General features: G+C 55.8%; 8 protein-coding genes. 7 read left to right on the top strand and 1 reads right to left on the bottom strand.

From position 1 onward, the window contains the following. Positions 1 to 45 precede the first annotated feature (45 nt). Positions 46 to 648: a response regulator transcription factor gene (locus tag PZA18_RS16930; RefSeq protein WP_284102052.1), complete on the top strand. Its 603-nt coding sequence runs from the start codon at positions 46 to 48 to the stop codon at positions 646 to 648. Between the two features lie 83 nt (positions 649 to 731). Here the strand turns inward: PZA18_RS16930 and PZA18_RS16925 are convergent, their stop codons facing one another. Continuing rightward, positions 732 to 2,708 (bottom strand): sensor histidine kinase, encoded by a 1,977-nt coding sequence (locus tag PZA18_RS16925; protein WP_284102051.1) that lies wholly within the window; start codon positions 2,706 to 2,708, stop codon positions 732 to 734. A gap of 205 nt (positions 2,709 to 2,913) precedes the next feature. On the opposite strand from PZA18_RS16925, the gene PZA18_RS16920 reads away from it, so the two are divergent. The 6 genes from PZA18_RS16920 to PZA18_RS16895 all read left to right on the top strand — a co-directional run bounded on the left by PZA18_RS16920 (position 2,914) and on the right by PZA18_RS16895 (position 11,786). Further along, the gene (locus PZA18_RS16920; protein ID WP_308447412.1) at positions 2,914 to 3,912 is read left to right on the top strand and encodes a TRAP transporter substrate-binding protein; all 999 of its coding nucleotides are present in this window, start codon (positions 2,914 to 2,916) and stop codon (positions 3,910 to 3,912) included. A 473-nt stretch (positions 3,913 to 4,385) separates the two neighbouring features. Beyond that, positions 4,386 to 4,946, top strand: a complete 561-nt coding sequence (locus tag PZA18_RS16915; protein WP_284102050.1) for a TRAP transporter small permease — start codon at positions 4,386 to 4,388, stop codon at positions 4,944 to 4,946. Then, positions 4,943 to 6,319 (top strand): TRAP transporter large permease subunit, encoded by a 1,377-nt coding sequence (locus PZA18_RS16910; protein WP_308447411.1) that lies wholly within the window; start codon positions 4,943 to 4,945, stop codon positions 6,317 to 6,319. The genes PZA18_RS16915 and PZA18_RS16910 overlap by 4 nt, the downstream gene beginning before the upstream one ends. Positions 6,320 to 6,491: 172 nt before the next feature. Beyond that, the gene (locus tag PZA18_RS16905) at positions 6,492 to 7,880 is read left to right on the top strand and encodes a M48 family metallopeptidase (protein WP_284102049.1); all 1,389 of its coding nucleotides are present in this window, start codon (positions 6,492 to 6,494) and stop codon (positions 7,878 to 7,880) included. 127 nt (positions 7,881 to 8,007) lie between these two features. After that, positions 8,008 to 9,996, top strand: coding sequence for a sensor histidine kinase (locus tag PZA18_RS16900; RefSeq protein WP_284102048.1), 1,989 nt, complete (start codon positions 8,008 to 8,010; stop codon positions 9,994 to 9,996). Between the two features lie 137 nt (positions 9,997 to 10,133). After that, a complete protein-coding gene (locus PZA18_RS16895) occupies positions 10,134 to 11,786 on the top strand; it encodes a CTP synthase (protein WP_284102047.1) in 1,653 nt (550 codons plus the stop codon). Positions 11,787 to 11,989: the final 203 nt, after the last annotated feature.

Raw genomic sequence — 11,989 nt, 5'->3', positions numbered from 1 at the left:
TCTTCATGTTTTCTTGCCAAACCAACTGGAACTGCGGTTAAACCCATGAACCCGACGATCTACCTTGTTGACGATGATGACGCTATCCGTGACTCGCTGAGCTGGATGTTGCAGGCGAGGGGGCTTGACTGCCGCGACTGGGCATCGGGTGAAGCTTTTCTGGCGAGCTACGACGCTGGTTTTCATGGCTGTCTGGTGCTGGATATCCGGATGGGCGGCATGAGTGGGCTGCAGGTCTTCGATGTGCTGCTGGAGCGCGGTTGCACGCTGCCGGTGATTTTCCTGACAGGCCATGGGGATATTCCGATGGCGGTAGGGGCCGTTAAACGTGGGGCTTACGATTTCATCGAGAAGCCCTTTAACTCGAATACCCTGGCCGATGTGATCGAGGCCGCGCTAAAGCAGGCAAATATCCAGCGCAAGGAGGCCGCCTCTGACGCCGAAATTGAAGCGCGATTACGGCATTTGACACCGCGAGAGCGCGAGGTCATGGACCGGGTGTTGGCAGGCAAGCTGAACAAGGTGATTGCAGACGAGCTGAACCTTGCCATGCGCACGGTGGAAGTACACCGTGCCAATGTCTTCGACAAGATGGGCGTTCGCTCTGCGGTGGAATTGTCTCAGCTGCTGGGCAGCAAGCATCGCTAGGCGCTGTGGACGTGAGGAATTTGAATCTGGATTTTATGAATTTCATTTAAAATCAAACAATTAACAAATTTCTTCCATAGGGCCTAGGGCGCTGAACCCAGTTCCAGCGTAAATCGGAAACAGCTACCGCCCTCTGTGCAGGCTTCGCCGGTCAGCCGGCCCCGATGGGCCTCAACGATAGACCGGCAGATATTCAGACCCATTCCCATCCCATGCTGTTTGCTGCTGAAAAACGGCTCGAACAGCTTTTCGTATTGGCCATCCATCACGCCATGCCCCTGATCAATAATCTCAACGGCCAGATGATTGCCATCCTGATAGCTGCGCAGTCGCAAGGTGCGCTGACCGGGAGGGGAGTCATACATGGCCTCCATGCCGTTGCGTGCCAGATTGAAGACAAGCTGCTCAACCAGCACACGGTCGGCCTGAATGGTTGGTAGGTCTGGCGCCAGTTCGGTGCGGATCTGAATGGCGTGTTGTTCGGCTTCGCTGTTCAGATAAGTCAGGGCGGTGGTAATGATGATGTTCAGGTCACAGCGACTGCGTTCGGGCTCATGCCGCCGAACGAAGTCATACACGCGGCGAATGATCTGACCCGCGCGTTGCGCTTGGGCTTCGATTTTCTTGAGAACCGGCAGCAGGGTACGGGCATCTGTGTTTCCGCGTTCCACCATGGTGACGCTGCCTGCGGCATAGCCAGAGATGGCGGCCAGCGGCTGATTGAGCTCATGCGCGAGGCTGGAAGCCATTTCACCCATCGACACCAATCGTGCAGTGTGCTGCAGTTTGTCTTCCTGCAGCTTGGCGAGTTCGCGAGCCCTTTTTCGCTCGGTGATATCGAGCACCGAGCCCATCCATCCAACCTGCTGGCCATCGCCGTCCACCAGTGGCGACTCGTAGACTAATACGTCGAGATCGCTGCCATCGCGCCGTTTCAGGCGCAGTTCTATGCCTTGATTCTGTCGTTGCCCGGAACGTAGCGCTTGGTACGCGGAGAGGATTCTGCTGGCGTCCTCCTGCGGCCAATAGGGTTGCGGCGGGCTGCTGCCCAGCAGCTCGGCCGCTTCGAAGCCTACCATCCGGCAGAACGCCGGGTTGACGTAGATGATGCGGCCCGACATGTCGATAGCCCGCATGCCGGTCAGCAGGGAGTTCTCCATGGCCTGATTGAAGGCATGTGCCGCCAGGAGCGCCTTCTCGGCATGCACGCGGCGCCGGGCGTGCCGACTCAGCAGCATCAGGCTGAAAATGGTCATCAATGACAGGCCGACAATGGCCGTGATGATCAGGCTGCTGGCGAGGTCTGTGCGGGTCTGGTAGACCGTGGCCTGCGCGACCAGACCAAGCTCGGGCGGGCCGATGTCCACCTGGTAATGCAAATCTGAGCTAGTGTTGGCCACGGCGGACTTGCGGGCCAGCACTCGCCCTTGGTCATCCATGATTTCCAAACGGTAGCGCTCGGTAAACCACCAGGGTATTTCCCTGGCGAGCAGGGATTTAACCGAGTACACCCCAACCATGCTGCCGATATAGCCACGATCGTCGTAGATGGGCACATGAACCGAGAACTCGTGGTCGGCGCCACGAGCCCTCGGGGTGGCATAGGCTGGCCGTGCCAGCTTGCGTGCCCGGTCGTCGATGGTGCTCAGATCGTCCGGCGTGCCCGCTTGCACGGGCGTGCTGTCGAGCTGCCCGCCGCCATTCCAGTTGATCCGGGTGAACTCAGGCGTGATGGAGAGCAGCAGGCGGACCTGCTGGCGGGCATGGCTGGTTTTGCCATGACCATAATCAGCCCCGATTTCGCGCAATTTATCGACATTGTGATTGAGCTGGAAATCGAGGCTTTGCTCCAGCCATAGCACGTCAGAAATCAGCTGCCGTCGTTGCTCTTCGCTGGCGCGATGGTGTGTCAGGTAAATCAGTGCCGCGCTCGCAACCAGTAGCAGCAGGATGGCCGCTTTCGGCAACCACCAAAGCCAGCCGGGCCAGCGCGAGACCAGGGGCCGCATGTTCGCTTGCGGTGGAAGGGGTTGGGCGGGGTGCTGGGTGTGTTTTCTCATGGGCGCAGTCTGGCAGTGACAAATGTCGGCTGAAATGTGGATGTCCACAATGGCGTGGCTGGCGGCCGAAGACTAAAAAAGCAGTGTGCGTTCAAGCCATCCGGGCCGATGCGATGGACATCTGCTCCGGCACTGGCTATCAAAATGAATCAGACATCCTCACGCTTCTACCGGAATAGGTCGTCAAGACCAAGGAGACAACAAAATGAAATTCACCAAGACGCTATCAATCATGGCAGCTGCCTTGTTGGCAGGGGCTGCCTGGGCAGACCCGATTGTCATCAAATTCAGTCATGTGGTCGCTGTCGATACGCCAAAAGGCAAGGCGGCCGAATACTTCAAGAAACTGGCTGAAGAGCGTACCAAGGGCAAGGTCAAGGTAGAGGTCTATCCGAATAGCCAACTCTACAAGGACAAAGAAGAACTGGAAGCGCTGCAACTTGGCGCCGTGCAGATGCTGGCCCCGAGCCTGGCCAAGTTTGGCCCACTCGGCGTCAAGGAGTTTGAGGCATTTGATCTGCCTTATATCTTTGACAACTATGACGAAGTGACCAAGGTGATGCATGGCGCAGTGGGGGCGCAGCTGCTCGACAAATTACAGGCCAAAGGTATCAAGGGTCTGGCTTACTGGGAAAACGGCTTCAAGAATTTGACAGCCAACAAGCCGGTCCGTAGTCCGGCGGACATTCGCGGCATGAAGATCCGCATCCAGAGCTCCAAGGTGTTGGATGAGGAAATTCGTAGCTTGGGCGCTTTACCGCAGGTCATGGCATTTTCCGAGGTGTACCAGGCGCTGCAGACAGGCGTGGTGGATGGAACGGAGCTTGACCCTTCCAACCTCTACACCAGTAAAGCCTACGAGGTGCAGAAGCATCTGACTCTGACTGGCCATGGCTTCCTTGGTTATGCGGTGATTGCCAATAAGAAATTCTGGGATGGCCTGCCACCGGATGTGCGCACTGCACTGGAAGGGGCAATGAAGGATTCAACCGTCTATGCCAACCAGATCGCCAAGCAGGAAGCCGAGAAGGCATTAGCTGCGATCAAGGCTTCTGGCAAAACGACGATCTACACCCCGACAAATGAAGAGCGTGCAGCCTTCCGCAAGGCCATGGTACCGGTTCATGCCAAGATGTCCGACCGTATTGGCCGTGATTTGATCCAGGCCATTTATAAAGAAACCGGGTTCAATCCGGCGCAGTAAGCTCCGGGCTGGGTCGATTTTTGGGGCAAGGCGTCGTTAGGGTTCGCTTATTTAGCGCGCTAAACCGCGCCCACCCTGCCTTGCCCCAAAGCATCGCCCAGCGTGACCGGAAACCAAACATCAACAGAACCGGTATTCCCAATCACGTTTTCGAGTACGCCGTGCTTTAGGGGCTGATGCTGTTTGGTTTCCGAAGAATTCAGCAGCAACGGCCTCTTTGGTGGAAGGTTGGGTTCGGAGTGGAGTTCTCGGAAACCGTGCTGACAGGGTGGGATGATTACCAGGTTCTGTCCGACAACGCCTCCCATCATTGATCAAACACTTCGGCTACTGGTTGGGCGCGCTACTTCCGTTGTACTCGCCCGCGAGTGCCACTACAGACGCCATGCCCGTACCAGCTCGCATGCCTGACAGGGCAGGTATCCGGCTACCCGATGGGTTTGATATGCCGCCATATGGCAAGGATCAGAGCAATGAAATTTCTTAATTATCTGGAAGAGTGGCTGATCGGCACGCTGATGGCAGCGGCGACGCTGATCATCTTCGTGGCAGTCATTCATCGCTACGCGACCGGTCTGAGCAGTGGGGCGCTGCAGACTTGGCTGCTTGGCATCAATCTTTCCTGGGCCCAAGAGCTCTGTATTTACCTGTTTGTCTGGATGGCCAAGTTCGGTGCAGCCTATGGCGTGCGGACTGGCATCCACGTTGGGGTCGATGTGCTGGTCAATCGCCTGGATGATCGCTGGCGCAAGCTGTGTGTCCACCTCAGTCTATTTGCCGGGGCCTTGTTCACGGGAGTCATCGCCTATCTGGGCGGGCGCTTTGTCTGGGAAATTGCCCATACCGACCAGACGTCATCTGAAATGGAGATCCCGATCTGGATCGTCTATCTGGCAATTCCGCTTGGCTCGTCACTGATGAGTTTCCGCTTCTTGCAGGTTGCCTGGGCTTTCTGGCGCACAGGCGAGCTGCCCAAACACGATCATTCCCATGTTGAAGGGCTGGAAGCCCAAACGGCAGGAGGTGCTGCATGAGCGCGATTTCCTTACCTGGCGCCAAGCCTATGTCGATCAAGATCCCGTTGGGCATTCTGGCTTGTCTGCTGATCATCGCGGTGGTGGGGGGCAGCAAGGCCACCATGTTCTGTCTGCTGATTGCCTTGATGCTGACTGGCATGCCGGTCTCGATCGCTCTGGGGCTGACGGTTCTGACCTTCCTGTTTACCCTGACCGAAGTGCCCATTGAGTCTGTCGCGCTCAAGCTATTCACCGGCATCGAGAAATTCGAAATCATGGCGATTCCGTTTTTCATCCTGGCCGGTAACTTCCTGACTCATGGTGGCGTGGCGCGACGGATGATTGATTTCGCTTCGTCGATGGTCGGTCATTGGCATGGCGGGTTGGGCTTGGCCGGGGTGTTGGCCTGTGCTTTGTTTGCAGCCGTGTCTGGCTCCAGCCCTGCCACGGTGGTTGCGATCGGCTCAATCATCTTGCCTGCGATGGTCAAACAGGGCTTTCCCCGCCAGTTTGGGGCCGGGGTCATCACCACTTCCGGGGCGCTGGGTATTTTGATCCCGCCTTCCATTGTGATGGTGATGTATTCCGTAGCAACCAATGCTTCAGTAGGGGCCTTATTTGTGGCGGGGGTGATCCCCGGGTTGGCGCTGGCCTTCCTGCTGGGGCTGACCACCTGGTGGCGTGCTCGTAAGCATGGTTATCCTCGCCTGCCCAAGGCGAGCTGGGCTGAACGTTGGCTGGCATTCCGCCGTTCCATCTGGGGGTTGATGCTGATTGTCGTGGTGATGGGGGGTATTTACTCCGGGATCTTTACACCAACCGAAGCAGCGGCCATGGCGGCGGTGTACGCGTTCATTGTGGCAGTCTTTGTCTATCGAGATCTGCCCTTCAAACGGGTAGCCAAAGTGCTGCTCGACTCAGCCAGTATGAGTGCGATGCTGCTGTACATCATTACCAATGCCGTGCTGTTTTCCTTTCTGATGACGCACGAGCAGATCCCGCAAGCCATGGCAGACTGGCTACTGGGCATGGGGCTTGGTCCCATCAGCTTCCTGCTGGCTGTCAATATCCTGTTGTTGCTGGCCGGGAATGTCATGGAGCCATCTTCGATTGTGTTGATTCTGGCGCCAATTCTGTTTCCGGTAGCGGTAAAGCTTGGCATTCACCCGATTCACCTGGGGATATTGATTACCGTGAACATGGAAGTGGGCATGTGCCACCCGCCGGTGGGTTTGAATCTCTATGTGGCTTCTGGTGTCACCAAAATGGGCATCACCGAACTCACCGTTGCTGTGTGGCCGTGGCTGCTGACAATGTTGGGATTCCTGGTGGTCGTGACCTACTGGCCGGATCTGTCGCTCTGGCTACCGCGTGTGCTGGGGATGATTTAGACCAGTAGATTTACTTGGATTCATACAAAAGCCTGAGAGGTGTCTCAGGCTTTTGTCTTTTAGCAAAGGCAAGATTGCCAAGGCTGTTATTGAAAATATGCCATGACATTTAGATAATTGCTGTTAAAATCATCGGCTTATCTCGATTGTCAGACCGCCTCAAGGATCCCTCATGCCATTTGCTGCCCCTCGCCATGTTCTTTCTTTCGCTGCTGCTTTGGTGCTCTCAACTTTGGGTATTGCGCAGGCTGCGCAAGGCCCAGAGTTCTATGACGCAAAGAGGTGGCTGGAGGCGACGGATTCGGAGAACGTCAAACGGATGCTTGGTAGCATGCTGGAGATCAAAACCAATCTTGAGAAGACCAGCCATGTTCAGACCCGCTTGCTGATCAGCACGGGCGACGAGATCAATGCTTTTGCCACTGAGATCAAGGGCGAGAAAGTCATTGTGTTCAATCTTGGTTTGCTAGAGCAATTCCATAACGACAAGGACGCAGTGGCATCGGTTTATGCTCACGAGCTGGCTCATCATGAAAAAAATCATATCGAGAAGGGGCAGTCTACCGGTAAAGCGCTTGGCATATTGAGTGCCATTGTGGGGGCCGTCGTGGATTACAAACTTGGGTCGCGCGGCTTTAATACCAGCTTGGGCAGTGATGTGACCAACCTCGCTGCGTCGTTGCTGGATCGCAAGTTCAGCCGGGATCAGGAGCGCGAGGCCGACGCAGCGGGCATGCCGTGGTTGGTGGCTGCCGGCTACAACCCGGAAGGCGCAATACGCTTGCATCGCAAATTGTTGGAGGAGGCTGGCAATAGTCACTTCAGCATGCTGAGCACCCATCCGACGAGCGATGAGCGAATTGAGAACCTGCAAAAGTTGATTCGTGAAGACGCGGCTGCCGCCAAATTGGCCAAAGTTGAGCCGACACCGTTATTTGTTGAAGTCGAGGAAAAAGACGACGAGGACGAAGAAGAAGCACCCGTAGCAGGTCAAGCCAGCCAACCGCTGGAAATGCCCGAAGCCAAATATCTGACTCCCGTGGAAGGCATCAGTTTTGAAACCTATTGCAAGCTGAATAATGAGATTGTGTTTACTTCCGAGGCGCCTGCGACATTCAAGAAGTACGGGTTGACCGCCGAAAAATACAAGCGGGTCAATGAGATATTCAGTAAACGCCTCGCCGAAGATAAAAGCGGCAGGTTGTCGATTTTCTACACCTCACGCTTCCTTGCCGCTGCGCAGGGGCAATACGGCAAGTGGGCACAAGATGCTGCCAATTCCTACGCCACGGGCAAGCCTTTGGCCGAGCAAGCGCCGATCAGCATGGAGCAGTGGGCCGAAATTTCGGTCCTGCTAGAAAAGCATACCGACAAGTTCAGTAACTACAAGGCTATGGATGGCATGCTCAAGCCCTACAAACTCGGCTGGTATGACTGGTTGATGATCCAGAACTGGTGGATGCGCAAATTTGCCATGCAACAGACCGATGCCAAATTCATGGAGCAATACATGAAACTCAGAAGCGCCGCAGAGAGCAAGTTAGCCAAATCGGCCTCCTGATCCACGTTGGAACTGGCAACAAAAGGCAGCGAATTCGCTGCCTTTTCCATTTTGGCGGATACACTGGAGGGGTAGCCAGGGTCTGGCGTCTATTTGAGTTCAACCTATCTTCCACCTGAACGCCGTAATGAAATTGGATCTCAACCGGGCGGCAGCCAAGATTGTCGCCATCTATCTGACATTTGGCATTGCCTGGATTCTGGGTAGTGATGGCGTACTCGGCATGTTGGTACATGATCAGCAGATCTACGCCGATATCCAGTCGATAAAAGGGTTGCTGTATGTAAGTCTGACAGGGCTTTTGCTGTATGGGTTGATTGCGCGCCATATGCATCAGGCCGCCAAATTGATGCGATTGATCAAAGACTCCGAGGCCAGCTATCGGTCTTTGTTCATTGATAACCCCAATCCCATGTGGGTGCATGATGCGCAGAGCCTGCAAGTGCTTGAAGTCAACCGCGCGGCTTGTCTGCAATACGGATATAGCCGTGAGCAGTTTTTGAAAATGCCTCTGAGCAATCTGTCTGCGCCAGGGGGGGGGTTGGTGCTAGACAATGGATTGGTGCAACACCGCGCCTCTGATGGTCGAATTCTGGATATCGACTGGGCGGTGCAAACCATTTCATTTGAAGGGCGCAGTGCCCGGCTTGCCCGGGCGATTGATATCTCCAGTGCTCTGAGCGCGCAACGGGAATTGGCCGACAGCCAGCATCTTTTGGCCGAAGCCCAGCGTATTGCCCGGCTGGGCCACTGGCGGATAGGTCTGGAGCAGTGTGTATTCAGCTTCTCGGATCAGGTCTGGCCCATGTTGGGCATGGCACCTGAAGCCGATGGCGTACGTTATGACCGCTTTTTCTGGATGGTGCATCCAGGTGACCGCCCCGCCTTGCAGCGGGCCCAGTCTTCTGCATTGGCCGGTGCTGCGCCCCTCGATGTTCAGCTGCGCATCCAGTGCCCGGATGGGCGGCTCATCTATCTGCATGTCCGGGGCGAGCTGGTTTATGAAATCGGCGATAGGCCATCGGGCCTGGTGGGGTCGGCCATCGATATTACCGAGCTCAAGATGGCCGAGTCGAAAGTGATTGAAGGGGAGCGCCAGTACCGGAAGCTGGTGGATCTGATGCCTGAGGGACTGGTGCTGCACCGTGGTGGTAGATTTCAGTTCTGCAATCAAGCCGCATTGCGGCTGCTGGGCGTGACTGACATGGACGAGTTGTCCGGGAAAAATCTGCTCGACTGGGTCAGTGGCGAAGCGCGCGAGAACATTCGACGTCGTTTCGACGTGATTGCCAAAGGAGCAACGGCTGATCCGGGCTTCATTCCGGCTACATTTACTAACGGCACACGGCAGTGTCAGGTTGAAATTGCCTCGCAGCCGGTAACTCTGGCGGGGGAGTCGGCGGTGCAATCAATGATTCGTGACGTGACCGAGAGCGAGCGGGTCAAGGCAGCCTTGGAAGTTGCCAATACCGAGTTGCATCGTCTGTCCAATCGCGTGCTTGAAGTGCAGGAAAATGAGCGACGGCAGATTGCCCGCGAGTTGCACGACGAGATCGGCCAGGCGCTGACCGCGATCAAACTGCATCTGGAGTGGCATGACCGGCGACAGACCAGCGCACCACAAGGCAGCCCGTTTTCCGAACTGGTGGACATGGCTTCGCGCGCTCTGGGGCAGGTGCGAGATCTTTCACGTATGTTGCGACCAGTACAGCTGGATCAATTGGGTTTGGTTGCTGCCTTGCAAGACCACATTACCAAATTGTTCCGCAACAGCCCGATTCTGGCGACATTTGACGGCGTTGAGATTGAGCCTCGCCCCGATCCTGCCATCGAGACCGCCGCGTTCCGGATAGTGCAGGAAGCGCTGACCAATACGCTTAAACATGCCAGTGCCACCGCCGTGACCGTTCGACTTCGCGCAGAAGACAGCTGGCTGTTGCTGGAAGTGCGGGACAATGGCAAGGGTTTTGTCACGAATGAACCGACGGGGCCCTCCAGCAGCCTGGGGCTGATTGGCATGCGGGAGAGGGCTGTAGGGGTCGGTGGACGCCTGAGTATTGAGTCCAGCCTGATTGGGGGGACTCTGGTGCAGGCACGCCTGCCTTTGCGGCATTGACCTGGCGCTAACTGGGATGCTGGATATGCGACAACATGGCGCACCCAACGCAAAACGGTGGCTTACACCGCGCCGGCTTCATTGAGCAGCCATGCCGTTCAAGGTAAAATGCCCAATTACCTCTCAGTACATTTGCCATGACCAAGTTCATCTTCGTTACCGGCGGCGTTGTCTCCTCTCTGGGGAAAGGCATCGCCGCCGCTTCACTTGCGGCGATTCTTGAATCGCGCGGCCTCAAAGTCACCATGATGAAGCTGGATCCTTACATTAACGTGGATCCCGGCACCATGAGCCCGACCCAACATGGTGAAGTATTTGTGACCGAAGACGGTGCAGAAACCGATCTTGATCTCGGTCATTACGAGCGCTTCATCCATGCCAAGATGAAGAAGGCCAACAATTTCACCACCGGCCAGATCTACGACTCCGTGATCAAAAAAGAACGCCGGGGCGATTACCTGGGTAAGACCGTGCAGGTCATCCCGCACATTACTGACGAGATTCGGTTGTTTATCGACCAGGGCGCCGCAGATGCAGAGCTGGCCGTGATCGAAGTCGGTGGCACGGTCGGTGACATTGAATCGCTGCCTTTCCTTGAGGCGATTCGCCAGATGGGCGTGATCCTCGGACGTGAAAACACCTGTTTTGTTCATCTGAGCTATGTGCCCTACATTGCCGCTGCAGGTGAGGTCAAGACCAAGCCAACCCAGCACAGCGTCAAAGAATTACGTGAAATCGGTATTCAGCCAGATGTCCTGATCTGTCGCGCAGAACGGAATGTGCCGGAGGATGAAAAGCGCAAGATCGCCCTGTTTACCAATGTGCCGGAACGCGCGGTGATTTCCTGCCCGGATATGGATTCGATTTATAAGATTCCCCGAGTGCTGAGCGAACAGGCTATCGACGAAATCATCTGCAAACAGCTGCAAATCGACTTGCCTCCTGCCAATCTTGTCTTGTGGGATCGCATTGTCGAGGCCATCGAAAATCCAACGCAGACTGTCAATATCGCGATGGTCGGCAAGTACATGGACTTGACCGAGTCTTACAAGTCATTGATCGAAGCGCTCAAGCACGCGGGTATTCATACTCGCAGCGATGTGCAGATCCACTTCCTTGACTCGGAAGAGTTTGAAGGCGAGACCCTGCCATCCCTCGATGGCATGGATGCCATTCTGGTGCCGGGCGGTTTTGGTAAGCGCGGGGTTGAGGGCAAGATCCGCGCCGTTCAATATGCACGCGAAAACAACGTGCCTTATCTGGGAATTTGCCTGGGCATGCAGCTGGCCTTGATCGAATATGCACGCCACAAGGCTGGCATGACCGATGCCAATTCGACCGAATTCACGCTTGAAACCCCGTTCCCGGTGGTTGCGCTGATTGATGAATGGGTCAATCACGATGGCAAGATCGAGAAGCGTGATGAAAATTCGAACATGGGAGGGACCATGCGTTTGGGTGGTCAGGAGTGCGAACTCGCACCTGGCTCGCTTGCTGCCAAAATCTATGGTGCTCAGACCATTGTTGAGCGCCATCGTCATCGCTACGAGGTCAATAACTACTACCTGCCAAGGCTGGAAGCCGCAGGACTGAAAGTGGCAGGTCGTTCTACCGACCCGAATCATCTTTGTGAAACCATTGAGCTGCCGGAGCATCGTTGGTTCTTCGGATGCCAGTTCCACCCAGAATTCACTTCGACGCCGCGCGAAGGTCACCCACTATTCAAGGCATTTATCGAGGCAGCTATCGCTTACGCCAAAGAGCATGGCCGCACCGGACTGAGCTGCTGATTGAGCAAGGCGCCCTGGCATGAAAGTGCTGGGGCGTTTTGTTTTGAGAGCCTAAGTCTTGCCTGTTTTTGAGACAGGTGCCAATGACCCCGCCGGATCAGCCAGAAACTGTGGCTGAAGGCCTGGGCCCAAACAATCTTCACCATGGTGTTGTAGGCCGGTTTGGCTTGATTACCACAAGCCTGTTCCGCCAACATCGACTG

The organism is Parachitinimonas caeni (assembly GCF_030129945.1).
Taxonomy (GTDB): domain Bacteria; phylum Pseudomonadota; class Gammaproteobacteria; order Burkholderiales; family Chitinimonadaceae; genus Parachitinimonas; species Parachitinimonas caeni.
This window is presented reverse-complemented; position numbering and strand designations above follow the sequence as displayed.

Coding starts and splice junctions, on each gene's coding strand:
- PZA18_RS16930 (WP_284102052.1), top strand. CDS start 46: ATGAACCCGACGATCTACCTTGTTGACGATGATGACGCTATCCGTGAC.
- PZA18_RS16925 (WP_284102051.1), bottom strand. CDS start 2,708: ATGAGAAAACACACCCAGCACCCCGCCCAACCCCTTCCACCGCAAGCG.
- PZA18_RS16920 (WP_308447412.1), top strand. CDS start 2,914: ATGAAATTCACCAAGACGCTATCAATCATGGCAGCTGCCTTGTTGGCA.
- PZA18_RS16915 (WP_284102050.1), top strand. CDS start 4,386: ATGAAATTTCTTAATTATCTGGAAGAGTGGCTGATCGGCACGCTGATG.
- PZA18_RS16910 (WP_308447411.1), top strand. CDS start 4,943: ATGAGCGCGATTTCCTTACCTGGCGCCAAGCCTATGTCGATCAAGATC.
- PZA18_RS16905 (WP_284102049.1), top strand. CDS start 6,492: ATGCCATTTGCTGCCCCTCGCCATGTTCTTTCTTTCGCTGCTGCTTTG.
- PZA18_RS16900 (WP_284102048.1), top strand. CDS start 8,008: ATGAAATTGGATCTCAACCGGGCGGCAGCCAAGATTGTCGCCATCTAT.
- PZA18_RS16895 (WP_284102047.1), top strand. CDS start 10,134: ATGACCAAGTTCATCTTCGTTACCGGCGGCGTTGTCTCCTCTCTGGGG.